Source organism: Jannaschia faecimaris, from assembly GCF_900107415.1.
GTDB classification, from domain to species: Bacteria; Pseudomonadota; Alphaproteobacteria; order Rhodobacterales; family Rhodobacteraceae; genus Jannaschia; species Jannaschia faecimaris.
The window spans coordinates 23134-47676 of record NZ_FNPX01000007.1; the positions used below are offsets into that span (position 1 = coordinate 23134).

Annotated in this window: 20 protein-coding genes; 15 read left to right on the forward strand and 5 right to left on the reverse strand. The window is 60.9% G+C overall.

What is annotated here, in order from left to right; genetic code table 11:
• The first annotated feature begins 157 nt into the window (after positions 1 to 157).
• The 5 genes from urtA to urtE all read left to right on the forward strand — a co-directional run bounded on the left by urtA (position 158) and on the right by urtE (position 6053).
• Positions 158 to 1396, forward strand: a complete 1239-nt coding sequence (gene urtA, locus BLV27_RS09615) for an urea ABC transporter substrate-binding protein (RefSeq protein WP_244504614.1) — start codon at positions 158 to 160, stop codon at positions 1394 to 1396.
• A gap of 68 nt (positions 1397 to 1464) precedes the next feature.
• Complete coding sequence (urtB, locus tag BLV27_RS09620) at positions 1465 to 3408, forward strand: urea ABC transporter permease subunit UrtB (RefSeq protein WP_092645345.1); 1944 nt, start codon at positions 1465 to 1467, stop codon at positions 3406 to 3408.
• A complete protein-coding gene (locus tag BLV27_RS09625; protein WP_092645347.1) occupies positions 3405 to 4622 on the forward strand; it encodes an ABC transporter permease subunit in 1218 nt (405 codons plus the stop codon). Before urtB ends, BLV27_RS09625 begins: the two co-directional genes overlap by 4 nt.
• Entirely contained in the window at positions 4619 to 5371 is a 753-nt protein-coding gene (gene urtD / locus BLV27_RS09630; RefSeq protein ID WP_092645349.1) for an urea ABC transporter ATP-binding protein UrtD, read from the forward strand. The genes BLV27_RS09625 and urtD overlap by 4 nt, the downstream gene beginning before the upstream one ends.
• Complete coding sequence (gene urtE, locus BLV27_RS09635) at positions 5364 to 6053, forward strand: urea ABC transporter ATP-binding subunit UrtE (protein ID WP_092645351.1); 690 nt, start codon at positions 5364 to 5366, stop codon at positions 6051 to 6053. Before urtD ends, urtE begins: the two co-directional genes overlap by 8 nt.
• A 3-nt stretch (positions 6054 to 6056) precedes the next feature.
• Here urtE and BLV27_RS09640 read toward each other — a convergent pair whose 3' ends face one another.
• Together BLV27_RS09640 and BLV27_RS09645 are read right to left on the reverse strand one after the other, a co-directional pair.
• Entirely contained in the window at positions 6057 to 7082 is a 1026-nt protein-coding gene (locus BLV27_RS09640) for an aldo/keto reductase (protein ID WP_092645353.1), read from the reverse strand.
• Positions 7083 to 7100: 18 nt separating this feature from the next.
• Positions 7101 to 8384 (reverse strand): serine hydroxymethyltransferase, encoded by a 1284-nt coding sequence (locus tag BLV27_RS09645; RefSeq protein WP_092645354.1) that lies wholly within the window; start codon positions 8382 to 8384, stop codon positions 7101 to 7103.
• A gap of 94 nt (positions 8385 to 8478) precedes the next feature.
• Here BLV27_RS09645 and BLV27_RS09650 point away from each other — a divergent pair, with 94 nt between their 5' ends.
• From BLV27_RS09650 to BLV27_RS09665, 4 genes are read left to right on the forward strand one after another with little or no spacing between them, the layout of a single operon-like run.
• Positions 8479 to 9318 (forward strand): LysR family transcriptional regulator, encoded by an 840-nt coding sequence (locus tag BLV27_RS09650; protein ID WP_092645357.1) that lies wholly within the window; start codon positions 8479 to 8481, stop codon positions 9316 to 9318.
• 22 nt (positions 9319 to 9340) lie between these two features.
• Entirely contained in the window at positions 9341 to 9979 is a 639-nt protein-coding gene (locus tag BLV27_RS09655; RefSeq protein ID WP_092645359.1) for an SGNH/GDSL hydrolase family protein, read from the forward strand.
• 1 nt (position 9980) lies between these two features.
• The gene (locus BLV27_RS09660) at positions 9981 to 10439 is read left to right on the forward strand and encodes an RbsD/FucU family protein (RefSeq protein ID WP_092645361.1); all 459 of its coding nucleotides are present in this window, start codon (positions 9981 to 9983) and stop codon (positions 10437 to 10439) included.
• The gene (locus BLV27_RS09665) at positions 10439 to 11350 is read left to right on the forward strand and encodes a ribokinase (protein WP_092645363.1); all 912 of its coding nucleotides are present in this window, start codon (positions 10439 to 10441) and stop codon (positions 11348 to 11350) included. The genes BLV27_RS09660 and BLV27_RS09665 overlap by 1 nt, the downstream gene beginning before the upstream one ends.
• An 8-nt stretch (positions 11351 to 11358) precedes the next feature.
• Here BLV27_RS09665 and BLV27_RS09670 read toward each other — a convergent pair whose 3' ends face one another.
• Together BLV27_RS09670 and BLV27_RS09675 are read right to left on the reverse strand one after the other, a co-directional pair.
• A complete protein-coding gene (locus tag BLV27_RS09670; RefSeq protein WP_092645594.1) occupies positions 11359 to 11919 on the reverse strand; it encodes a DUF2585 domain-containing protein in 561 nt (186 codons plus the stop codon).
• Positions 11920 to 11999: 80 nt separating this feature from the next.
• On the reverse strand, positions 12000 to 13196 hold the full coding sequence (locus BLV27_RS09675; protein ID WP_092645365.1) for an ROK family transcriptional regulator: 1197 nt from the start codon (positions 13194 to 13196) through the stop codon (positions 12000 to 12002).
• A gap of 180 nt (positions 13197 to 13376) precedes the next feature.
• On the opposite strand from BLV27_RS09675, the gene BLV27_RS09680 reads away from it, so the two are divergent.
• The 3 genes from BLV27_RS09680 (at position 13377) to BLV27_RS09690 (ending at position 16325) form a co-directional block, all read left to right on the forward strand.
• Positions 13377 to 14396, forward strand: coding sequence for a sugar ABC transporter substrate-binding protein (locus BLV27_RS09680; RefSeq protein WP_092645367.1), 1020 nt, complete (start codon positions 13377 to 13379; stop codon positions 14394 to 14396).
• A gap of 79 nt (positions 14397 to 14475) precedes the next feature.
• Complete coding sequence (locus tag BLV27_RS09685; RefSeq protein WP_092645369.1) at positions 14476 to 15558, forward strand: ABC transporter permease; 1083 nt, start codon at positions 14476 to 14478, stop codon at positions 15556 to 15558.
• Positions 15555 to 16325: an ATP-binding cassette domain-containing protein gene (locus BLV27_RS09690; protein WP_092645372.1), complete on the forward strand. Its 771-nt coding sequence runs from the start codon at positions 15555 to 15557 to the stop codon at positions 16323 to 16325. The genes BLV27_RS09685 and BLV27_RS09690 overlap by 4 nt, the downstream gene beginning before the upstream one ends.
• 1234 nt (positions 16326 to 17559) lie before the next feature.
• Here the strand turns inward: BLV27_RS09690 and BLV27_RS09700 are convergent.
• Positions 17560 to 19254: a methyl-accepting chemotaxis protein gene (locus BLV27_RS09700; protein WP_170831409.1), complete on the reverse strand. Its 1695-nt coding sequence runs from the start codon at positions 19252 to 19254 to the stop codon at positions 17560 to 17562.
• A gap of 484 nt (positions 19255 to 19738) precedes the next feature.
• Between BLV27_RS09700 and BLV27_RS09705 the strand changes: the two genes are divergently transcribed.
• Genes BLV27_RS09705 through BLV27_RS19325 form a run of 3 tightly spaced genes read left to right on the forward strand, consistent with a single transcriptional unit; the run spans position 19739 to position 24543 of the window.
• A complete protein-coding gene (locus tag BLV27_RS09705) occupies positions 19739 to 21724 on the forward strand; it encodes a chemotaxis protein CheA (RefSeq protein ID WP_092645378.1) in 1986 nt (661 codons plus the stop codon).
• 17 nt (positions 21725 to 21741) lie between these two features.
• Positions 21742 to 22242 (forward strand): chemotaxis protein CheW, encoded by a 501-nt coding sequence (locus tag BLV27_RS09710; protein ID WP_092645380.1) that lies wholly within the window; start codon positions 21742 to 21744, stop codon positions 22240 to 22242.
• 39 nt (positions 22243 to 22281) lie between these two features.
• On the forward strand, positions 22282 to 24543 hold the full coding sequence (locus tag BLV27_RS19325; RefSeq protein WP_092645382.1) for a methyl-accepting chemotaxis protein: 2262 nt from the start codon (positions 22282 to 22284) through the stop codon (positions 24541 to 24543).

Consider the following 24543-nt stretch of genomic DNA (forward strand, 5'->3'; position numbering starts at 1 on the left):
CGGAAGCTGCCACAAATGATTGCATTCAACTCCGCCATGCCAATGGAACAGGCACCGCGCTTGCTACTTGTGCCACCCGCTCGCGAACGTCTCCCGGTCAAACGAGGGGATCTTATTTATGACGTATCGTACTTTGCTTTTGGGCCTGCCGCTCCTGATGGCCTCCACGGCTGCGCACGCGCAGGCCGACTGCCCTGTCAAGGTCGGTGTGCTGCACTCGCTGTCGGGCACGATGGCCATTTCCGAGACTACGCTGAAGGATACCGTCGAGATGCTGGTCGATCAGCAGAACGAGGCCGGTGGCCTTCTGGGATGCGAAGTCGAGGCCGTTGTGGTCGATCCGGCCTCCGACTGGCCGCTATTCGCCGAGAAAGCGCGCGAGCTGCTGACGGTCGAGGATGTCGATGTCATCTTCGGGTCGTGGACCTCCGTGTCGCGCAAATCGGCGCTGCCTGTGCTGGAGGAACTCAACGGTTTGATGTTCTACCCCGTGCAGTACGAGGGTGAAGAAAGCTCCAAGAACGTTTTCTACACCGGAGCCGCTCCCAATCAGCAGGCGATTCCGGCGGTTGATTACTTCCTGGAGGAGCTGGGGGTCGAGCGGTTCGCCCTTCTTGGGACCGATTACGTCTATCCGCGTACCACGAACAACATCCTGGAATCCTATCTGAAGTCCAAGGGAATCGCCGAAGAGGATATCTTCGTCAACTATACGCCCTTTGGTCACAGCGATTGGGCCACGATCGTCGGTGACGTGGTTGAGTTGTCGGAAGATGGACGCCAGGTCGGTGTGATCTCCACCATCAACGGTGACGCGAACATCGGTTTCTACAAGGAGTTGGCAGCCGCCGATATCTCCGCCGATGACATCCCGGTCGTGGCCTTCTCGGTTGGTGAGGAAGAGCTGTCCGGCCTGGATACGTCCAATCTCGTGGGTCACCTAGCCGCCTGGAACTACTTCCAGTCCGCCGAAACTGACGCTAACGCCGAATTCATTGCCGCCTGGAAAGAGCGGATGGGCGAGGATCGCGTGACAAACGACCCGATGGAGGCACACTATATCGGCTTCAACATGTGGGTGAACGCCGTTGAAGCCGCCGGCACGACCGACGTCGACGCCGTGCGCGAAGCGATGTACGGGCAGGAATTCCCGAACCTGACCGGCGGCACCGCCGTGATGCTGCCCAACCACCACCTCGCCAAGCCTGTCCTGATCGGTGAGATCACCGCTGAAGGGCAGTTCGATATCGTCTCGCAAACCACCGAGGTCGAGGGCGATGCCTGGACTGACCACCTGCCGGAAAGCGCCAAGCTGACCTCTGACTGGCCGGGCCTGGGCTGCGGAATGTACGACACCGAGGCCGAGACCTGCGTTCAGATCAAGTCGAACTACTGATCCGACCACCCCTGTCCCGGCCCGGATAATCTCCGGGCCGGGATGCATTTGAATACCACGGGTCTGCCATGAACTTCCTCCGCCTTCTTCTGCTCGCGATTTCGGTCGTGCTTCCCACGCTGGCGCAGGCGCAGGATGGCCCCATGCAGACGCTCCTGCAGACCCATGCCGCCGATATCGCTAAGCCATCACGGCGCACGATTCAGCCAGTTTTGGATGATCTTGCCGCCGGCGGACTGCCCGCGATGACCACCTTCCTTGAGGCCTGGGCCGATAAGGGCGTGGTCCAGCGGGACGAGGACGGATTGTTCTTTTACGGAGACCGGGAAGGCGACGTATACAATCTGCGCTCCGTCGAGGATGGAGCGGAGGCAGGGACTGTCGGGCGGCGTGACGCGACTGAGCTCAAGCCCAATGCGGGGGTGCGTAAACTGATTGCAACTACGCTGGTGCAGTTCCAGTTGAGTGACCCCGACCCGGATCGTCGCCGCGCCGCGCTTGACGCGCTGTCGCGTAACCCGACCCCCGACCTGCTGGCACCGTTGCGTGCCTCCATCGAAGGTGAGGAAGACCGGGCCATCCGCAATCGCAAGGAAGCCCTGGACCGCCTGATCACCATACGCTTCGGCTCCGATCAGGCCGCCCGCCTGTTGGCCATCGATTGGATGGCAGACCAATTGTCACTGGAAGCGCGCGGGGCCCTCAATTCCGTGCTGACGACTGATACGCTGGTCGGGACGCCGCCCGAGGGCGCGAATGTCGCCCGTGTTCTGGAAATCGGCAAGGATATCACGGCCGAAGCGGCGCTGGATCTGCTGGCGGACGAGGATATCGTCCCTGACAATGTCACCCGCACGCAGCGGGATGCGGCGCTGGTTGCCAACATCGACGGCGGTACCGTCGCTGGCGTAGCGGTGGCCGACCTGAACACGGAAGAGGCGCGTTGGACGGCTTATTCCGCACTTGCGGATGCGGCTCTTGCCCCGCCTCGCCCGCCGGTCGACGCGGTCGAAACCCTGTTGGCGGCGAACCCGATCACCGAGGTGTTCGACGAGCCCGATCCCGCAATCACCGCCGCCGCAGCGACGGCGCTGTCCCAGGTCGATGCCCGCGTCGCCCGTGCGGAAGTTGCGGATCTGACAATCGATGCCGTCTCGCTCGCGTCGATCTACTTTCTTGCCGCGATCGGCCTTGCCATCACGTTCGGTGTGATGGGCGTCATCAACATGGCCCACGGCGAGTTCATAATGATCGGGGCCTACACCGGCTATGTCGTGCAGCAGATTGTTCCCGACTACACGCTGTCGCTCGTCATTGCATTGCCGCTTGCGTTCGTCGTCGCGGGGGTTGCGGGCGTCGTGTTGGAGCGGCTGGTCATCCGGCACCTGGCGCACCGCCCGCTTGAGACGCTGCTGGCGACATTTGGCATTTCGGTCGCTCTGCAACAGATATTCAAGAACATCTTCGGCACACAGGCCGTTCCCCTGACGTCGCCCGATTGGCTGGCCGGTGCCTGGGTTCTCAACGACGTGGTCGGCATCAGCTATATCCGCATCGCGATCTTTGTGCTGGCCGCACTCTTCCTCGCGCTGCTGGTCTTCATCCTCCGCCGCACGCGGCTTGGACTTGAGGTGCGGGCGGTTACGCAGAATCCGGGCATGGCCGCATCGCTTGGCATTGATCCGGACCGGGTGGGCATGGCGACCTTCGCGCTCGGCTCTGGCATCGCCGGTGTCGCAGGGGTCGCGATCGGCCTGTTCGCACAGGTCACCAGCGAGATGGGTGCGGGCTACATCGTTCAAAGCTTCATGACGGTCGTGGTCGGTGGCGTCGGGTCGGTTTTCGGCACGCTTGCGGGGGCTGGGCTGATCGGTGGCCTGCAAAAGGGGATCGAGTGGCTGAACCCCTCGAACACGTTGGCGGCGCAGACCTACATGATCGTGTTCATCATCCTATTTATTCAGTTCCGACCCCGCGGCATCGTCGCCCAGAAGGGGAGGTTCGTGCAGTGAGATCTTCTCTTCTCCGCCGGACCGACGTGCTGATCTTTCTGTGCGCGCTGTCGCTCGTCACCGTGATCGCCACGCTTCTGGCGCAGGCGGGGCTGGTCTCGACCTCCTTTGTGAAGCTGCTGGGCAAGACGCTGTGCCTGTGCATTGCCGCGCTCGCCATGGATCTCGTCTGGGGATTCACCGGCATCCTGTCGCTTGGGCACTTCGCCTTCTTCGGCATCGGCGGCTATGCCATCGGCATGTGGTTGATGTGGGACAGGACGGAGGCGATCGTGCTCGACACGCTGGCCCGCGCTCCGCTGCCCGCGACCCCGTTGGAAATCGAGGAGGCCATCGGCTCGCAGATATTCGGCGTCGTCGGCTCCTCGGAGGTGCCATGGCTTTGGGCGTTTGCCGGCTCATTGCCGCTGCAACTGGCGTTCGCGGTGCTGGTGCCGGGTCTCATCGCGCTGATCTTCGGCTGGCTGGCGTTTCGCAGCCGGGTCGTTGGCGTGTACCTGTCGATCCTGACGCAGGCGGGCACCTTGGCGCTGTCACTTTGGCTGTTCCAGAACGACAACGGCCTGCGCGGCAATAACGGCCTGTCGGGGTTGCAGAACATTCCGGGCCTGACGGAGGTGCCGCAATCGGTTCTGTCGTTGTGGTTCCTCTGGGCCTCGGCCATCGCGTTGGGGTTGGCCTACCTTGTCGCGGCCTGGACGGTCTCGGGGCGCTTCGGCTCGGTTCTGCGCGGCATTCGCGACGACGAGGCGCGGGTGCGGTTTCTTGGCTACGAGGTTGAGCGCTACAAGCTCGCCATTTTCACCGGCACGGCCATGGCCTGCGGGACCGCCGGGGCGTTGTATTACCCGCAGGCCGGCATCGTGAACCCCGCAGAAATCGCGCCCATCGCGTCGATCTACTTGGCGGTCTGGGTCGCCATAGGCGGGCGCGGACGGCTGTACGGCGCGGTGATCGGTGCTGCGGTCGTGTCGCTCGCGTCCAGCTGGTTTACCGGCGGTGGCGCACCTGACATCGATCTGGGCTTCTACGAGATCAAGTGGACCGATTGGTGGCTGGTGTTGCTGGGCCTGTCCTTCGTGGCGGTCACGCTGTTCGCACCCAAAGGTTTGGGCGGTTTGGTCGATTTGTGGACCGAACGGCGCGCGTCGAAGCGGCAGGGTGACCTGGGCCCCGACCAAGGCGCGTTGCGCGCCGAGGAGGAAACGATATGAGCGCGCTTCTGGAAGTCTCCGGCGTCTCCAAGAGCTTCGACAGCTTCAAGGCCATCGACAACCTGAGCTTTTCCGTGAACGAGCCCGAATTGCGCGCCATTATTGGCCCGAACGGTGCCGGCAAGACGACCTTCATGGACCTGGTGACCGGCAAGATCCGCCCGGACACGGGTTCCATCCGATACGGAGAATTGTCCCGCGACCTCACCAAGATGTCCGAGGCGCAGATCGCGCGGGCGGGCATCGGGCGCAAGTTCCAGAAACCCACCGTTTTCGAGGATCAGACCGTGGGCGAAAATCTGACGATGGCACTGGCCGCGCCCCGATCACCGTTCGCGGTCCTGTTCCGGCGGGTCGACGCGCGTGCAGCAGCGCGTGAAGCGGCGGCACGTGTGGGCCTGGAGGATCGGATGGGCACCCCCGCCGGGATCCTGTCCCATGGGCAGAAGCAATGGCTGGAAATCGGGATGTTGCTGGCACAAGAGCCGCGCCTGCTGCTGGTCGATGAACCCGCCGCTGGTATGACGAGCGCGGAGCGGGAGCGGACGACCGAAATGCTGGTCGAAGCGGCCAAGACCCGCGCCGTTGTGGTGATCGAGCATGATATGGAGTTCGTGCGCCGCCTGAACTGCCGCGTGACCGTCCTGCACGAGGGGCACGCGCTGGCCGAAGGGTCGCTGGACCATGTTTGCGCCGATCCGCGCGTCATCGACGTTTACTTGGGGCGATCGGAGACGACCGATGCTTGAGGCGCGCGACATCACCCTTTTCTATGGTGGAAGTCAGATTTTGCATGGCATCGACCTGACGGCGAAACGGGGCCAGATTACCTGCGTGATGGGCCTGAACGGGACGGGTAAGACCTCCCTCCTAAAGGCGATGGCCGGGCGACACCCGATGCAGGGGACCGTCACGCTTGACGGAAAGCCACTGCCGCCGGGGGCCAAGGCGCGGGCGCAGGCGGGGATTGCCTATGTGCCGCAAGGGCGAGAGGTATTTCCGCAGCTGACGGTTGCCGAAAACCTGGCCACGGGCTTTGCCTGCCTACCCCGCGACGCGCGCCGCGTCCCGGAGGAGGTGTTCGACCTGTTTCCGGTCCTGCGCGACATGGCCGGGCGGCGGGGCGGCGACCTTTCGGGCGGGCAGCAGCAGCAACTTGCCATTGCCCGCGCGCTGGTGACGAAGCCGCGTGTCCTGCTTCTCGATGAGCCGACGGAAGGCATTCAGCCCAACATCATCGACCAGATCGGCCACGTCATTCGCGGCCTGCGCGACGCGGGTGACATGGCCATCGTTCTGGTGGAGCAGCGTTTCGATTTCGCCTGGGGGCTGGCCGATCGGATCGTCGCCCTGCGCCGGGGGGCGGTGTTGCGCGACGAGGCGCGGGGCGAGGCTGACCGGGCCGCAATCCTTGCGGATGTTTCCGTCTGACGCTCAGACGGGCGCGTCCTGTCTGATCAGATCCTCGCGCTTCAACTCCGCCCAAAGGTCGGCGGGAATGTCGGCGGCCGCGGCCCGCAGGTTGCCTTCGGATTCCGCACGACTCTGGCCACCGGGGATGACCGACAGCGTTGCCGGGTGCAGCAACGGAAACTGAAACGCCGCATCGACCAGGCGCGTGCCGTGGGCGTGGCATATCGCTTCGATCCGTCCGACACGGGCTTTCACCTCAGGCCCGGCAAGATCGTAGTTGTAGTAGCTGCCATCCACCGGCCCTGTGGCGAGGATGCCCGAATTGTATGGGCCACCCGTGATAATCCCGACGCCGCGCGCCTCGCAGAGCGGCAGGAAGGACGTCAGTGCCTCCTGCTCTAACAACGTGTAACGCCCCGCCATCAGGAAGATGTCGAAATCGCCGCGCTGGAGCAACTGTTCGCAGACTTCCCATTCGTTCACACCGGCCCCGAAGGCTTTGATCGTGCCGTCCAGCCGCAGCCGCTCCAGCGCGTGGTATCCACCGGCCATCAACTGATCGACCTTGGCGTTCACGTTCTGACGCGATCCCTGATTGGGAACGTCGATGTCATGGGCAAACAGCATGTCGAGCCGGTCAACGCCCAGCCGCTCCAGGCTGAACTCGACTGAACGCATGACGCCGTCATAGCTGTAGTCGTAGACCTCCTTGCGGGCGGGCACCTCAAACCACTTGCCGATGCCGTCGCGGGTCGCTTCGGTCGCGGGCTTCAGGATGCGGCCTACCTTGCTGGACAGCACGTACTCATCACGCGGCTTGTCGCGCAGGAAGCGGTTGAGACGCGTTTCGGACAGGCCGAACCCATAGAGCGGTGCCGTATCGAAATAGCGTACACCCCCATCCCAGGCAGATTGCAGCGTCGCCTGTGCCTCGTCGTCCGTGATCGCGCGGTAGAGATTGCCCAGCGGCGCGGTGCCGAAACCCAGTTCCGTGACCGTAAGGCCGTTGTTTTGCAGTCGATCCCAGTGGCGTGTCTTGAGGGGCATGGCGGGCCTTTCGATATGTCAGTCGCAGAATCGCGTCTCGGTGAAGCGTGTGCGCAGGGCCCGGACTTCGGGCCGGATCTTCTCCGGCTCCTCCCGCAGGGCGCGCGCGAAGAGCGACATCATCGCAGGCGCGTCCGCCGGTGTCACGCCGCGCCGCGTCAGTTCGGGCGTGCCCAGTCGCAGTCCGTTCAGGTCGCCCGAAATTTCGGGCAGGGGAAGGCCGATACCGCAGGTCAGGAAGCCCGCGCGTTCAAGCCGCCGCGCAGCGGCCTGCCCGCCACCGAGGGCGCGCGCATCAAGGGCGAATTGATGGCTCCGGGTGCCACGATAAACAGTCAGACCCTCTGCCGTGGCCGCGTCCGACAGGGCGGTGGCAAGTGCTACCATCGCGCTGGCGTAGTCTTCTCCATGAGTGCGCCAGTCCTGCAAGGTTACGCCAAGGGCGGCGGTTTTCCCGGCGTCGAAATTGGCGGTCAGACCGGGGAAGACCACGGCTTCAACCCGCCGCGCAACGTCCGCGTCATTCGTGACAATCAACCCGCCCGCCGGACCGCCCAGTGATTTGTAAGTACTCATGGTCATTACGTGCGCACCCAGCGTCAACGGGTTTTCCCACTTGCGCCCCGCGATCATCCCGCACAGATGCGCCGCATCGAACATCAGGTGCGCGCCGACGGCATCGGCGATCCGGCGCACCTCCTCGACAGGGTGCGGGAAAAGGTTGAGCGACTGGCCCAACGTGATGATCCGGGGGCGCACCCGTTTGGCCAGATCGCGCAGGCTATCGACGTCGACGGTGTAGCCGTCCGCGTCGACCGGCGCCTCGAAGATGTTCAGCCCGTAGAGTCCCGCACAGCCCGCCCCGTGGTGCGTGACATGGCCACCGATGCTTGCTGGCGGAACGATCACAGCGTCGCCCGGCTTGGCCAGTGCCATGAAGACCATCAGGTTGGCGATGGCACCGGACGGGACCCGCGCCTCGGCATGGGTCGCGTCGAACACGGCACAGGCCAGCCGGTGGGTGATCGTTTCGATCTCCTCGATCTCGGACAGGCCCATCTCGTACTTGTCGCCCGGATAGCCAAGCGAGGGTCGCGCGCCGATCCCTGACGATAACAGCGCCTCGGCCCGCGGGTTCATCACGTTGGTCGCGGGGTTCAGGTTGAACGCGGTGTCGTGGGTGACAGTGGCGGCGTGGGCCAGCGCCTCGATCCGTGCGCTGGGGTCGCGGCCCAGCGGGATCGCATCGATCCTCTTCTGCACAGCGTCGCTGAGCCAGGGGCGGGGGGCGAGGTCGGTCATGCGTATCTCCTTTGGTGGTCTTGTCGCGCCGGCGCGGGCTTGCGGTCAATTCAGGTTTCATGAAACTGAGGGTCAGGAAATCTGAAGGTGTATCATGGCCGTTCGTCCCGCTCGCGCGCCCGACCTGCCGATGACGGCGCTGCGGGCGCTGGAGTCTGCCGCGCGTCTGGGTGGATTTGCCCCGGCGGCGGCGGAACTGGGTGTCACGCCCGCCGCGATCACCGCGCAGATCAAGGGGTTGGAAGCGCGACTGGGGCTGAGCCTGTTTACCCGCGAAGTCAGGGGCGTGCGCCTGACCGAGGCCGGCACGAGGGTTCTGCCGAGCCTTACCGCCGCCTTCGATGCAATGGATTCCGCGCAGACCGCCCTGCGTCAGGAGGCGGCCCCGCTCTCCCTGACCATCGCGACATTGCCATCGGTCGCCCAACTTTGGTTACGGCCGCGCCTGGCCGCGCTGGAGGCGGCGATGCCCGGCCTGGCCGTGTCGATCACCGCTATGGAGGCCGCGCCCACGACCCGGCGGGAGACGGCGGACATCGCTCTGTTCTTCGGCCCCGGCGGGCGCGATGTGCTGGTTCCGGTCGCACCGTCGGGGCGAACGGACCTTCCGCGCCTGTCGGATGCAACCTGGGCCGGAGACTGGACCGTCTGGCAGCGCGCTCTGCCGGGCGAGGCTCTGCCCGGACGCGGAGCCGGTGCGGTGCACTCGCTCTATGCGCTTGCGGTCGAGGATGCGCTGTCGGGACGCGGCGTACTGATGGCGCGACTGTCCTTGGTGGAGTCCTTTTTGGCCGAGGGTCGGTTGGAGGAGGTCGGGTCCCGTGTCCAGCTTAACCAGGGCATGCAGGTGACAGTGCTCGGATCGTCTACGGTGGCGCGACGCGTGGCGCGGCAGATTTCGGCATGGATTGCGGAGCAGAGAGGCCACGGCTAGCGTGCCACGAAGGGGGAACGGGATGACGATACTGGTTTTCGGCGACAGCAACAGCCACGGGACGATGCCGCTTGCGAAGCTGGGGGGCGTTGACCGCCATCCGAAATCCGCGCGCTGGCCCGATGTCATGGCGCAGGCGCTGGAACTTGAGGTCGTTTCCGAGGGGCATCCGGGACGAACAACGGTGCACGACGACCCGATAGACGGGGCGTTCAAGAACGGGATGCGGGCACTGCCCGCGATCCTTGAGAGTCACCGCCCGCTTGAGCTGGTGATCATCATGCTGGGCACGAATGACTGCAAGGCGCGGTTCGGGCTGCGGGGTTGGGATATTGCCGCAGGCGTCGGCAAACTGGCGCAGGTGGTTCAGGCGTCCAACGCGGGGCCGGGCGGTGACGCGCCGCGTGTCATGCTCGTGGCCCCGGTGCCCGTCGAGGAGTCGGGCGTCCTGGCCGAGATGTTCCAGGGCGGGCGGGCCCGGTCCCGCGCCATCGCGCCCGCCTTGCGGGACGAAGCGGCGCGGCTTGGGTGTGCCTTTTTCGATGCAGGCCGCGTCGCACATGTCGACATCATGGACGGTGTGCATATGGACGCGGCGGCGCAGGCGACACTCGGGCTGGCCATGGCGGATGCCGTGGCACTCGTGATGAAGGGGGAATGAGATGTTGATCGGATTGCACCCGGCCCTGAACGCCGACGTGCTGCATGCGCTGCGTGCGATGGGGCACGGCGATACGCTGGTGCTGGTGGACACGAATTTTCCGGCGGACAGCCTGGGCCGTGGTACGGTCTATGGCAGATCGCTTTTGATGGAGAATATCGACACGCGCGCCGCGATGGACGCGATCCTGTCCGTGTTCCCGCTGGACACGTTTGTCGACGACTTCGCCGCGACCATGGCCGTGGTCGGGCATGCAGAGGCGGTGCCTCAAGTGCATGTTGACGCGCAGGATGCCCTGTCGGCAGTGGGTGAGACGCGCCGGATCCCGGCGGTTGAGCGATTTGCGTTCTACGAGCTCGCGAAACAGGCCTATGTTCTGATCCAGACGGGGGAGCGCCGCCCCTATGGCAACGTCATGCTTCGCAAGGGCATCGTTGGCCCGGATGGGAGGGCTGGGTAATGGGGCACGTTGCGATCCTTGGCGTTTTTGTCGCCGACACAACCTTCAACGCCGACCGTCAACCCCGGATGGGTGAGACGATCCTGGGCAACTCCTTCACCCTCGGGCCGGGGGGCAAAGGCTCGAATCAGGCAGTTGCGGCGGGTCGCGCGGGGGGGGAGGCGCATTTCGTCGCGCGGATCGGGCGCGATGCGTTCGGTGACATGGCGCGCAAGGTCTGGGCTGAGGCGGGCGTCACGCCTGCGGTCATCGACTCGGACGAGGCGACGGGGGCCGCGATGATCTTCATCGAGGCCGGGTCGGGCGACAACGCCATCATCGTGGTCCCCGGTGCCGCTGGCGGCATCACCCCCGCGGATGTGGAGGCGCGGGCCGACGTGATCGGCGGTGCCTCGGTGTTCATCACCCAGTTGGAACAGCCGATGGACGCTGCGATGCGCGGGCTGGAGATCGCACGGGAGGGGGGGGCGGCGACAATCCTGAATCCGGCTCCGGCGGCAGAACTGCCTGAGGGGATGCTGTCCCTATGCGACTACATCACCCCGAATGAGACCGAGGCCGAGGCCCTTTCCGGGATTGCAGTGCGCGATTTGACATCAGCCCGCGCAGCGGCGGATGCGCTCTTGGCTATGGGGGTCGCCAAGGCGGTGATCGTGACCTTGGGTGCGCAGGGCGTACTCTATCATGACCGTGACCGGTCAGTGCCGGTCCCGGCGATCACGGCGGGCCCGGTGGTCGAGACGACGGGCGCGGGTGACGCCTTCAACGGGGCATTTGCGACCGGCCTGGCCGAGGGGATGGACCCAGTCGCGGCGGCGCGGTTCGGATGCGCCTGTGCTGGTCTGTCGGTGACACGGCCCGGTGCTGCGGCGTCCATGCCGACGCGGGCGGAGATCGACAAGCTGCTGTAGGGGGCGGATCAGCGTCCAGCCTGCCACTCGGCCACGGCGTCGAGCGGATAGAGCAGCATCAGGATGTTCAACGCCAGCCCGTCGCGGATGATCAGGACCGTCGTTGCCTCAAACAGGAGGATAAGAGCGACGGTTGCCCAGACCGGCAGTTTCGATGCCAGCCAGAATCCGACCATCATTGCCCCGATATCGGCCACCGCGTTAAGGACGCTGTCCCCGTAGTAATCGAGTGAGATCGTCACCGCGCGGTAGCGTTCGATGACTGCGTCAGAATTCTCTACCAGTTCCCATAGGGCCTCCACCGCCGTCGCGATGGCCATTCGCCAACCAAAGGAAAGCTGCGGCATAACCATCCAGAGCAGGCCGAAAAACACAAAGCCGTGGATGACGTGCGACGGCGTATACCAGTCACTGAGGTGTTGGGAGTTCTCGGAGCTGACAACCGTGCCGTGCCAGAGTTTGACGTAACCACACTCGCAGATGGGCGCACGCCCGATCCACAGAAGCCATGCGGCGGACGCCAAGACCATCGCGGCGGCCAGGACATATGGGAGGCGGTTTTTAGTCATCGCACCAAGGGGGCACAGCCGCGATGATCCGTCCAGAGCGATCTTGCGGGGCGTGGTGCCTTTGCGCATTGAGCGCGGTGTCAGCCCGCGGCCAGACCCGAGTTCATGTCCAGAAGGAACTGCGATGAAATGGGCCCGCTGGCGGCACCGACCGCCCGCGCGCCAAGGCCGATTGTGCCGACTTCGATCCGGGGCGGAATCAGGCCGCGCGTGTCCTGATTGGCCAGATAGCGACGAATCCGATCGGCCAATTCGATGCGGATCTCTGACGGGAATGCTCCGTCGATCAGGATCGCCTCGAAATCGATCACGGCGCAGATCGATAGGCAGGCGCGGGCCAACTCCTGCGCGATCTGACCCAGCCAGGTATCGACATGGCGGGAAATGTTGCTCCAATCTTGGGGCTGCGCCCAAAGGGCAGACGGGCTGATGTCGGATTCGCGTAATCGCTTTTCCAGAAGATGGATTGAGGCGGTGTCGACCAGTTGAAGGCTTTCTCCATTCGGTCCCATGGTCGGGAGTGAGCCAAGCGCGCCTGCATTGCCCAATCGCCCCTCGTAGACCGAGTGATTGAGAACCACACCGCCGCCGACATAGGCCCCGACGAAGAAGTAGGCGTAGTCTCGAAACTCCTTGCCGCGCCCGAATACCTGTTCCGCCTGACAGGCTGCGGTGGCGTCGTTCGCGATCGAGGCGGGCAACCCGGTAAGTGCGCTGGCCCGCCGGACAATGTCGATGCCAGACCAGGTTTTGAACGGGCCGCCGCTGCGGACTGTCTCCCGGTCGTCCTGCAGCTCGAAGGGGGCGGCGACGCCAATGCCGCAGATCCGTGACAGTTGAGCCGACGTCAGGCCGGCCGAAATCGCCGATGTGGCGTTGTCGAGAAAGGCGAACACTTCGCCGGGGTCTGGTCTTGTATAGGTCACGACCCTAGAGGCGCGGGTCTCTCCGCTCAGGTCGATCAGCACCAATTCCGCTGAGCGGCGCCCGATTTTGAGGCCCCAGGACAGGGCCCCATCCGGGGACAACCGCATCGGAAGGGACGGTTTACCGACCTTCCCGCGCACCGGCTCTCCGCGTTCAAGAAGGCCGTCCGACTCCAGCCGTTTCAGGATCGCCGAAACCGTCGGCGGCGACAGCCCGGCACGCCGCGACAGATCGCTTGCAGGAAGAGAGCCATGGCGCAGGAGCAACGAAAGAAGCAGTCTTTCGTTGTGGTTTCTCACACCCTTCTGGCTCAGCCCGGTCGAGATTGTTCTGACGACGCTATTGCTCATGCACTTCCTTCAATGGGACGCATAAATCCTATCTAGCTGTGCTACCTTAGTTAGTAAAGAAACCTAATTAATTAATTGACACAGTGTCGGCAGGCTGGCAGGAAATGGCCCACAGGACGGCGATTCCAACACGGCCATGCCGCTGCGACCGTTCAGTTTTACGTTCTAGGGAGGAACACCATGAACAAGCTTCTTATCTGCTCCACTGCTGCCATTGCCTTTTCGGGGGGTGCGGCCCTTGCCGATGCACATGGCACTTCGGCGTGCCTGATTACCAAGACGGACACCAACCCGTTCTTCGTCAAGATGCGTGAAGGTGCGGAAGCTGCCGCCGCCGAGAATAACATCACGCTGCGCTCCTATGCGGGTAAGATCGACGGGGACCACGAGACCCAGGTCGCCGCCATTGAGACCTGCATCGCTGATGGCGCATCGGGCATCCTGATCACCGCATCCGACACCTCTTCCATCGTCGGTGCCGTAAGCCAGGCCCGCGACGCCGGTCTGTTGGTTATCGCGCTGGACACACCGCTTGATCCCATCGATGCCGCCGACGCGACATTCGCCACCGACAACTTTCTGGCCGGTGAGCTGATCGGCCAGTGGGCCGCAGCGTCGCTGGGCGATGAGGCCGCGAACGCGAAAATCGCTATGCTCGACCTCGCCGTCAGCCAGCCCACCGTCGGCGTGCTGCGCGACCAGGGCTTCCTGCAGGGCTTCGGTATCGACCTTGCCGATCCGAACGTGAACGGCGACGAGGACGACCCCCGTATCGTCGGCAACGACGTCACCGCCGGCAACGAGGAAGGCGGGCGTCGCGCGATGGAGAACTTGTTGGCCGTCGATCCCGAGATCAACGTCGTCTATACCATCAACGAACCCGCCGCCGCCGGTGCCTACGAGGCGCTGCGCTCCATTGGCCGGGAAAACGACGTGCTGATCGTTTCGGTCGATGGCGGTTGCCCCGGGGTGGCCAACATCGAAGACGGTGTGATCGGTGCCACCTCGCAGCAGTATCCCCTGCTGATGGCGTCGATGGGTATCGAGGCGATTGCCGCCTTCGCCGCCGACGGCACCATGCCTGAGCCGACCGAGGGCAAGGATTTCACCGACACCGGTGTCGCCTTGGTTACGGATCAGCCAGTTGATGGCGTCGAGAGCATCTCGGTGGCCGAGGGTAAGGAACTCTGCTGGGGCTAATCGCCTCATTTCATGATATGGAATCGACAGGGCGGTCGCATCGCGGTCGCCCCGTCTGGCAGACGTGGGAGAGGGCACCATGACGACGGATTCGGATAACTACGAAGGCGCAAGCAACAGGGTCGAGGCTGTTGCCCAGTTCGAGGATAAACGCCGGGGGTTCATGGCCAAGGTGCAACACGCGCTGCACGTCAATCCCGCGCTTGTCCCGCTGTTCGTGCTGCTGACGTCCATTCTCGTCTTCGGCCTTCTGCTGGGTTCGCGTTTCTTCAGCCCGTTCGCGATGACGCTGATCCTGCAACAGGTGCAAATCGTCGGGATCGTGGCCGCAGCCCAGAGCCTTGTCATTCTGACTGCCGGCATCGACCTGAGCGTGGGTGCTATTGCGGTCATCTCCTCGGTTATTATGGGGCAGTTCACGTTCCGGTACGGCATCCCGGTCGGCCTGTCGGTGGCGCTGGGCCTGGCATTCGGCACGGCTATCGGTGCACTCAACGGTTGGCTGGTATCGCGGATGAAGCTTCCGCCCTTCATCGTCACGCTGGGCATGTGGCAGATTGTTCTTGCCGCGAATTTCCTTTATTCCGCTAACGAAACCATCCGCAGTCAGGAAATCGAGGCCGAGGCCCCGCTGCTGCAATTCCTTGGCACGACCTTCAAGATCGGTGCTGACGCAGACGGACGGGGCGGGGCGACGTTTACGTACGGCGTGATTGCGATGGTCCTAATCGTGGTCATACTGGCCTATACACTGCGCCAAACGGCTTGGGGGCGTCATGTCTACGCTGTGGGAGACGACCCGGAAGCGGCGCAGCTGTCCGGCGTGAACGTCAACCGCACCCTGATTTCTGTCTACGCGCTGACCGGGTTCATCTGTGCGATCGCAGGCTGGGCACTCATCGGCCGGATCGGTAGCGTCAGCCCCACGTCTGGTCAGCTTCTCAACATCGAAAGCATCACGGCCGTGGTGATTGGCGGCATCTCTCTCTTCGGTGGGCGCGGGTCGATCATGGGCACGTTCTTCGGGGCCCTGATCGTCGGCGTCTTTACCTTGGGGCTGCGCTTGGCCGGGGCGGATGCGCAATGGACATACCTTCTGATCGGTGTCCTGATCATTGCCGCCGTCGCGGTTGACCAATGGATTAGAAAGGTGTCGGCATGAGCAATCCAATCCTTCAGGCCCGGGGCCTCGTTAAGCGTTATGGTCGAGTTACCGCGCTGGATGACTGCGACTTCGACCTGCACGCAGGCGAGATCGTGGCCGTCATCGGTGACAACGGGGCGGGCAAGTCGTCGCTGATCAAGGCGATGTCTGGTGCGGTCGTCCCCGATGCAGGGGAAATCCTTCTGGAAGGTAAACCGGTTCGTTTCAACACTCCCAACGATGCGAGGGCCGAAGGGATCGAGACGGTTTACCAGACGCTTGCCATGTCGCCCGCCTTGTCGATCGCGGACAACATGTTCATGGGCCGGGAACTGCGAAAGCCCGGTTGGCGCGGGTCCGTTCTGCGACAGCTCGACCGCGCGAAGATGGAGCAGGTCGCACGCGACAAGCTGTCGGATTTGGGACTGATGACAATTCAGAATATCAACCAGGCGGTTGAAACCCTTTCTGGCGGACAACGGCAGGGTGTGGCGGTGGCCCGCGCTGCGGCATTCGGCTCAAAAGTCATCATCTTGGACGAACCGACAGCCGCGCTTGGCGTCAAGGAGTCTCGCCGGGTGCTGGAACTCATCCTGGATGTGCGGTCCCGAGGAATTCCCATCGTGCTGATTTCGCACAACATGCCCCATGTCTTCGAGGTGGCGGACCGGATTCACGTACATCGGCTCGGCAAGCGGCTGTGTGTGATTGACCCCAAGGACTACACCATGTCCGACGCGGTGGCCTTCATGACTGGTGCCAAGGACGCCCCCTTGGCTGCCTGACTTTTCGGCATCGGAAAAATCCCTTTCGGTCCCGAAGCGGTCGGAGTTGGGTTTCAGATTCGGCTCTGGATCGAATTTCTTGTCATGTGATTGGTAGGCTGCGATGCTGGTGCGGCAAACGAAGTTGGCAATGAGGCGCGAGGACAATTGCAAGTTATGCGGGGAGGATTGTTTGATCCTGCATTGCCCCGTGCCCGAATGCTCCTGATGTACTCGCGTGAAGTCACACGACTTGGCACTACTCCGGGTCGGGACGCGACGGCTCCGAAGTCCCACTTTCCCCGGCAGAACCCCTTTGCCGGTCCGCGACTGGATGGATGGCCGCGCCAGCAGTACGCGACACAGGCAGTGTCTAATTCTTTGCTGATCCGGAGGCAGACACTGCGGGTCGCTTCCCACCTCCTGTTCAACTTTGTGCGAGGAAGAGCCAAGACCGGGCCCTGAAAGGCCGTTGAAGACTGGTGCATATAGAGCCGAGATGCGCTTTCAAAAAACCCTGAAACGTGTTGGACAGTCCACTCTTGGAGGGGCAACTCGAACTTCGTCTGGTCACGTCAGTACTCCGTAACAATTCTTGTTGTGGCATGTGCCCTAAGACGGAGCTTATGATACTTGGGGCCTGGCTTGGGCATGATCCGGATGACAGGCTGCGCGAATTCGACCAACTGCGCTCGCTTGGATGTGAACCTGCCCGATGGTCCGGCGTTTCTCCGCTTCGGCGCCTTTTTCGATGGGACCCACGCCGATGGTCTGGCCAGCCCGGCAGTTCAGTCCGCCCGATCTGGTTCGCGGGTGGCGGTATGCCTGCCGCAGAGCGGGTCCCATCGGGCCAAGGATCACGGCTTCCGTCCGCCACGTCTTTTGTGCCGCGCTAAAAGTGGACACTGCGCCTGTAACTGGATCAGCTTGAAACTGAGAAATCTCGTGACCTATCGTTTGGTCGTCTTCGCCTCCCAGGCAAGCGACTGGACCTGATCCGCTGTGAGCGTTGGGCATATGCACGAGCCATACGGTCCGTAGCCCCCAACCCTCGCTGAGCGCGACTGGCGAAAAGCGCACAACCAGTTCCGCGCGCCTCCTCTCTTTGATTTGGGCCCGGGCTCGTTTCCGCATGTTCGGAGTAACTCGACCAACGCCGAAAGCCAAAGGTTGACGCGATGAACCAAGACCTCCTGAAGTGTACCTAATTGATCTCTTGATCGGCGGCCAGATCAGTGCTGCGCGAACTGTCATGTTATGCGGCTGCATTTTTTTCAAAGAGCTCATGGTCATCAATATCTTCGGAATCCTCCATGTTGCCATCACCGATATCAAAGAATGAGATGACATCGTTCAGTTGCAAAGACTGTCCAGCTAGCATGCGAGAAGTCTCTGCGCTTTCGTTCGCTGAAGTCGCATTTTGCTGAATGACCCGGTCAAGTTCGCGGATTGCCTGGTTAATCTGATCCGCCCCCACATTTTGTTCTCGCGTTGAAGCAGAAATCTCGGCCACCAAGTCCGCGGTTCGCTGGATGTTCGGGACCAACGTTTGCAGCATGCGCCCGGCTTCCCCTGAGACTTCGATGGTTTCACCGGAAAGTGACCCGATCTCGGCGGCAGCATCCTGGCTGCGTTCTGCAAGCTTGCGAACTTCGGAAGCTACGACCGCGAAGCCCCGACCGTGTTGTCCCGCCCGGGCGGCCTCTACAGCCGCATTCAGAGCGAGGAGGTCCGTTTGCCGTGCAATTTCCTGGATCACGTTGATTTTTTCGGCGATCGTCCGCATGGCGCGTACCGCGCGCTCGACAGCCTCGCCCGAAACACGAGCATCGCTCGCGGACTGATTTGCAATCTTCTCTGTCTGCCCGGCATTATCGGCGGCCTGCCGAATATTTGCGGTCATCTCCTCGATGGACGCCGATGCTTCCTCTGCTGCTGCCGCCTGCTCAGTAGAGCCTGCTGAAAGCTGCGCGGCTGTGCGGGACATCAATTCTGCCGTTTCCGATACGCTCTCGGCACTGCGCGCCGCATTTGCGATTACCCTGCGGATGCGGGACGCCATGTCGCGAAGGGCAATACCAAGGCGATCGGATTCTGACCGCGGTTCGACCGATACAGTCAAGTCACCTGATGATATCTGCTCTGCCGCCAGGCTCATTGCGCGCAAATCCGACGTCATGGCCGCCATCTCACGAAGCAGAGCCCCGATTTCGTCGTTTCGGCGAGCCTCGATTTCGATGTCGAGATTTCCCCGTGCAACCTCGCGGACGACGCGAACGGCCTCGTCAAGGGCGGCACCGGCAGATCGGGCCGCAACAAATGTGATGATCGACGCGAGCGCAATTGCCACAAGGGCCAAGAAACCCTTGTGTTTCGCATACGCCCACCATGCTTTAGCCAGCCCGCTACTGCTGACACCAATATAGAGAATCCCTTCGACCTCGCCCGTTCGTTTTCCATATATTGGGAAAAACTCCGTCTTGTAGTCGACTCCAAGAACGGTTGCCTCGCCTTCAAAAATCTCACCGGCACTGACCGCTGCATGAATTTCGCTTGTCTTGTCCAGGGCCGTTCCAATTGCTCGTTCACCGTCGACGGTGAGAATGTTGGTTGACCGGCGGACAAATTCACCCTGTTCCCTGTCAAGGACGAAGACAGTAGATTTTTCGCCGGTTATCGCGCCGATTTCGTCCATCAATTCGTGGTTCAGAAACATTGGCGGAAGGGTCCATTCGATCCGTTCCAAATTCCCATCGTCACCGATTGTCAAACTGACCGAGTCTTTTCCGAGTTCGATAACCGAGGCTGCCACTCGCATACTGCCATGCAGTTTTTCCGTAGTCGCCTCTGTTCGTTTTTCCCATAATTCAGTCCCGATAATCAAACCGGCCGTGCCGAACGCGACAGCTATAGTGAGAACTATCGCCTTATACTTTAACGAAAACGCCATTCCACGGACCTCTTTCCATGACATACTAGCCGACCGTTTAGACGGCGGGATGGGCGAGTTGTGCGGGTATTATCCTAAGATTGAGTGAAGCGAGGCGGAAAAAAATCGTTCCGCAATAAGAATATGGAAAGGTTTGCCCTTTAGACCGGCTTGGAGACTTGGACGGGAAGAGCCACATGACAGACCGCGGACAATCCGGCTGCACGCTTGCAGAAGAAGCATCGAACCCGCACCGGGTATTCGATCTCAGCAGAGATCTTTCCTTAGACGGCGCGACAGAGTTGCTCCCATTGCTTGAAGCTTGGATATCAGAAGCCCCAAAGGGTGCACATCTGGAGTTCCGACTTCCGTCGCTCGTCAGTTCAGTGGCCGTGCAATTGGCCGTCGCTGCGCAGCGCTCAGCAATTGAACGTGGCTTGGCGGCACGGGTTACGGTTTCCGACCCGGTGGGGCCGCGGCTTTTCACTGAGAGGGAACCCGCAGCATGAACGATTTCCCAACCGACACCTTTGTGGCGGAAACGCTTGAAGGGCTGGAGGCGATCGAAAGCCTACTACTTCGGTTCGAGGACTCACCGAACGCTGCCCTGGTGGATGATCTGTTTCGGACGATGCACACGATCAAGGGGTCGGGTGCGATGTTTGGATACGACGCGCTTGCGCGCTTCACGCACCTTTTCGAAAATGCATTCGAGCTTGTACGCGGTGGTGAACTGCCGCTTGACCGTGTCCTCATCGATTTGTCACTCGCGGCACGTGACCACATGGCGGAGCTTCTAAACCACAACGGCGATCCAGCCCGGCTAGTTGAAATCGAGACGTCGGACAGTGCAAGAAATCTTGAACGCCAGATCGCAGGATTCGTGAAGTCAGGGGCCCCTGGCCCCGAGCGGGGACATCCTGTCGCACCGGTAAAGCATTTTGCGTCAAGCCGAACCGTGAGAATTCGATACGCGCCAGCGAGTGAAAGTTTTAGATTTGGCGCTCGTCCAAACCTTCTCCTCGAAGAATTGTACAGCTTGGGCAATGTCGACTTGAGTTGCGACGCAACAGCTGTTCCCTGTCTGGCGAAGATTGATCCGCAGGCAAGTTATCTTGTCTGGAACGTTCAGCTGAAGACCGATCGTCTTCTCGAAGATATTAGGGAAATCTTCGTTTTTGTGGATGAAGCAGAGTTCTCGATCACTGACGAAAATGGCATACTTTTAGGACCCGTTATGTCGGGCAAGGATGAGAACGTTGTGGGCGATGCCCTGCCAATTGAACGGGCCGCCTCCGACAAATCGAGAGCGAACGTTCCGTCGTTGCGAATTCCGGCTACCCGTCTGGATGACCTCATGGACCAACTCGGGGAACTCGTGATCGCGCAGGCCAAGCTGGCGAGTCTGGCGGTTGGATCGTCTGACCCTGCTCTGAACTCCGTCTCCGAAGAGGTCAATCGCCTGATTGCCGGGTTGCGCGAATCTGCACTCTCAATGCGGATGCTTCCCATAGAAATAGCATTTGGAAAATTCCGCCGGATCGTACGGTCCCTTGCAGATGATCTAGGTAAGAATATACGCCTTGTCACTGAAGGCGGACAGACAGAACTTGACAAGAACGTTATTGACGGGCTGACAGAACCTCTGGTTCACATGATCCGCAACGCGATAGATCATGGGATTGAGTGTAGGGCCGAGCGTATCGCTGCGGGTAAGTCCGAAGAGGCGACAGTTGCATTGGTTGCGCGCCAGTCCGGAGGCGAAGTCCTGATCAGTGTCAGTGACGACGGTGGGGGTCTTAACGAGAGTACGATCCGAACGCGTGCTGTTGAGCGCGGGCTTATCGGACCCGATGAGATACTTGCGCCAGAAGAGCTTCACCAGATGATCTTCGAACCTGCGTTCTCTACGGCACAAACCGTATCGAACGTATCGGGCCGCGGCGTTGGTATGGATGCGGTTCGAAAGGTCGTTGCCGATTTGCGAGGTGCAATCGATATTCGCACAGGTTTGGGTGTCGGGACGTCGATTACGCTACGTCTGCCGGTGACCTTGGCGATCATTGACGGGCTCCTGGTCAGGGTAGGCGACGGCGTTTTCGTTGTCCCGCTCTCGGCGGTCCATGAATGCGTTGAATTGAACAATCTCGACTATGACCGGGCAAGCGGAAGGACACTCCTGAAAATTCGGGATGAACTCGTTCCGTTTGTCAAACTTGACCGCGCCTTTGGCAAGCAGTCAGAGGATGGGACAAGACGACGTGTCGTGATCGTCAATGATCAGCGGCTCCGGGTCGGCCTCGTTGTGGATGACGTGATTGGACAGCATCAAACCGTTATCAAGACCTTCAGTCGGTTCCACCGCAATATTCCGGGGTTCGCTGGCAGCACGATTCTAGGCGATGGCCAGGTTGCTCTCATCCTCGACCCGCCGGCGTTGCTTCGGTCGATCGCCGAAGACCAAGTCGCCGGCGTGTTCGATGCTGCTTGATTGAAAGAAGCAAAGCCATGTTTCCAGCCCGTAGCGAATCTGCCACGCCAAAAGAAAACCGAAACGAGGCCCTAACTGAACGAAGCAAGATGCTCCTTACATTTCGTCTAAACGAAGAGCGATTCGCCCTTCGTGTCGATTACGTAAATGAGATTCTTGACCCCATCCAACAGACTCCGGTGCCCCGTGCATCGGTCTATGTTCCGGCTTTAATTAATGTGCGCGGTTCGATCGTACCACTGTTCGATATTCGCCAGCGTCTGGGAATTTCCAGATCGGAGACTGTAGCCGCCGCACGGACCGTTGTACTCGACCTTGATCTCGGAGGAGAACCTACGCGGCTCGCAATCCCAGTGGATGCGGTCGAGAATGTGCTTGAGAGCGATCCAACTTCAATTGTACCGATCCCGGATTTGGGAACGCTCTGGCCGCCGGAACTAATTGAGGGTGTCCTACATCATGATGATGACATCGTCGTATTGTTCGATGCCGTGGCCTTGTTCTCAGTCGAGACCTAAGCCGTCAGCTTCGCGTGTGCCTCTTAAAGGGAACTTGAAATGCGCATCTCGATCGAAAAAAAGGCTCTGATTTTCTTCATGGGAATCGGGGCGGCGTTTGGCCTTGCAGCCCTCTTGGTATTCCAGAATTTTGAGCGGCAAGCGGTCCAATGGTCCAAGGCGGCGGAACAGGAAGAGGTCGCTCTAACTACAAGTTTTGAACTGTTGACAGCAGTCGCTGCAGCTGCCGTCGCTTACGAAAGTATAATTCGCGCCGCGACAGATGCGGATGTCGAGGATCTCGCGATCCAAATCGAGCATCAATCAGCCACTATGATGGAGGCCATAAGCAAACTGCAGGGCCTGGCGAGGCCGGGCGGTAGGGACCAAAGCGACGTAATGTTTAACAAGGTTCACAGCTTTGCTGAAGCTCTCCGGCAGGCCGTTGTACAAGCTCGGAAAAGTTCCGCCCTCCGAGTCGACTTTAGTTCGGCGAGTCGCGCGGCTTGGGACGAGGCTGATGCGGCGCTTGTCACGCTAGTTGAAGATGCCGGCTCGCTTGAAGAGGGTCTCCGTAATCGGATTTTCACACTAGGGACAGCAATCAGCCATTTCATTGACAGTGCTAGAAATATCGAAAGGGCAATGTTGAAATCTACCGACCCCGAGACGAATGATGCGCTCGCAACTGCCCACTCAGACATCCTTCACGAATTGACACTTTCAATCTCTCGCTTGAATAGAATGGTTTCGCTGGTAGATCCGAATGCGGCGAGGGTTCTCTTACCCATTTTTCGCGAAATACCAGACGCGAGCAGACGGTTTGTTAGAATTTTAGGTGCGAATACCACGATGATGCTGGATGCAGATATAGTTTCCGCGCATCACGAGGCGCTTGCATTAATTGATCAGATGTCGCGTGCAGTCACTGCCGCTATCGCCAAAGAGCGGGAGGCCAGGAATAAAGGCACCGGGAGAGCTATAAGCGCCGTGACGGCGCTTGCTGGCGTTGCGATGAGCATGGGTCTCGGTGCCGCGCTCTGGATTATCGTGCGCGTCACTCGAGGCCTTGCCCGCGCGATTGCCGTTAGCAGAGACTTGGCCGACGGCAACGTGTCCAGTCCTAAAGACTATGCGGAATTTCGGCGTGGCGAGATTGGAATACTTTTAGAAGAACTCTTCCGAGTGCGGTCGAATCTAAAGCAGGCGGCTGCCATTGCTTCAAGCATTACCGCTGGCGATCTCTCCGTTGAGCACAGCCCTCGAAATTCTGATGACACGCTTGGACTGGCGCTTCGGGATATGTTGGACAAACTACGTCCCGCCACAAAGAACTCTGTCCAATGTTCACATAGAATGATTGAGGGGGCAGAAAGGCTTTTGACTTTAACAAGGCAGTTGAAAGAAGATACTGATTGGAAGGTGGCCGTAATTCAGGATGCTTCTGGTTCATGTGCTGAACTGATGGATGAAAATCTTATACCGAATGAAAATGGCAGACGAAATCAGCAGGCCATAAAACAGTTGTCCTCCCGGTTCCAAGAGGGCGAGCAGGCAATGGGCGACGCGGTGATTGCAATTCGAGAAATGGCACGTAAAATCGACTCCTTCAAAGAGGTCGCACGTCAAACTGACCTATTGGCCCTGAACGCAGCAGTGGAAGCGGCGCGGGCCGGTGAGCACGGTTTCGGTTTTGCAGTAGTCGCTTCTGAAGTGCGAAAATTGGCAGAACGCAGTCAAGTTTCCGCGTCCGAGATATCTGGGCTGGCGCAGAGTACCGTAGGACTTGGCGAGCGAGCCAATGAAATGCTAGCGGAACTTATCCCTGACATCCAACGAACCGCAGATCTCGCCTTGGGGCTTTCGGCTTCGGCCTCTGAACGGGCGGTGGGCGCAGGCCAAGTCAAAGAAGCGATCGCTAAACTTGCCCAGGAAACCCAGACCCGCGCGAATTCTACGGACGAAAGCGTGGCGGCGGCAGTGTATCTTGTGACGCAGGCCAAAGCGCTTCGGAATATGCTTGGGGAGTTCGATCCTGGAGTTAAGGGCGAAATTGCCGTTTCGGGTGATGCCGTCAGCCCTGCCCGGCAGGTTAGAGAAAAGCCGCTGAACCGGCCGCGCAAATCTGTTTTAGGAGAATCTAAAACTGCGCCGTCGCAGATCATAAATGCAAAAGTCTCGGAATCTAAAGTCCTCGATAACGCAACCAATCGTAATCAATTGCGTTCTGGCCTGCGCGCGGAGGACGCAACGGTCATCGGTGGTGTGGCTCTGGATCTCGGTCTGGAAGTTTCTGACAGCGATTTTGAACGCTACGTTTGA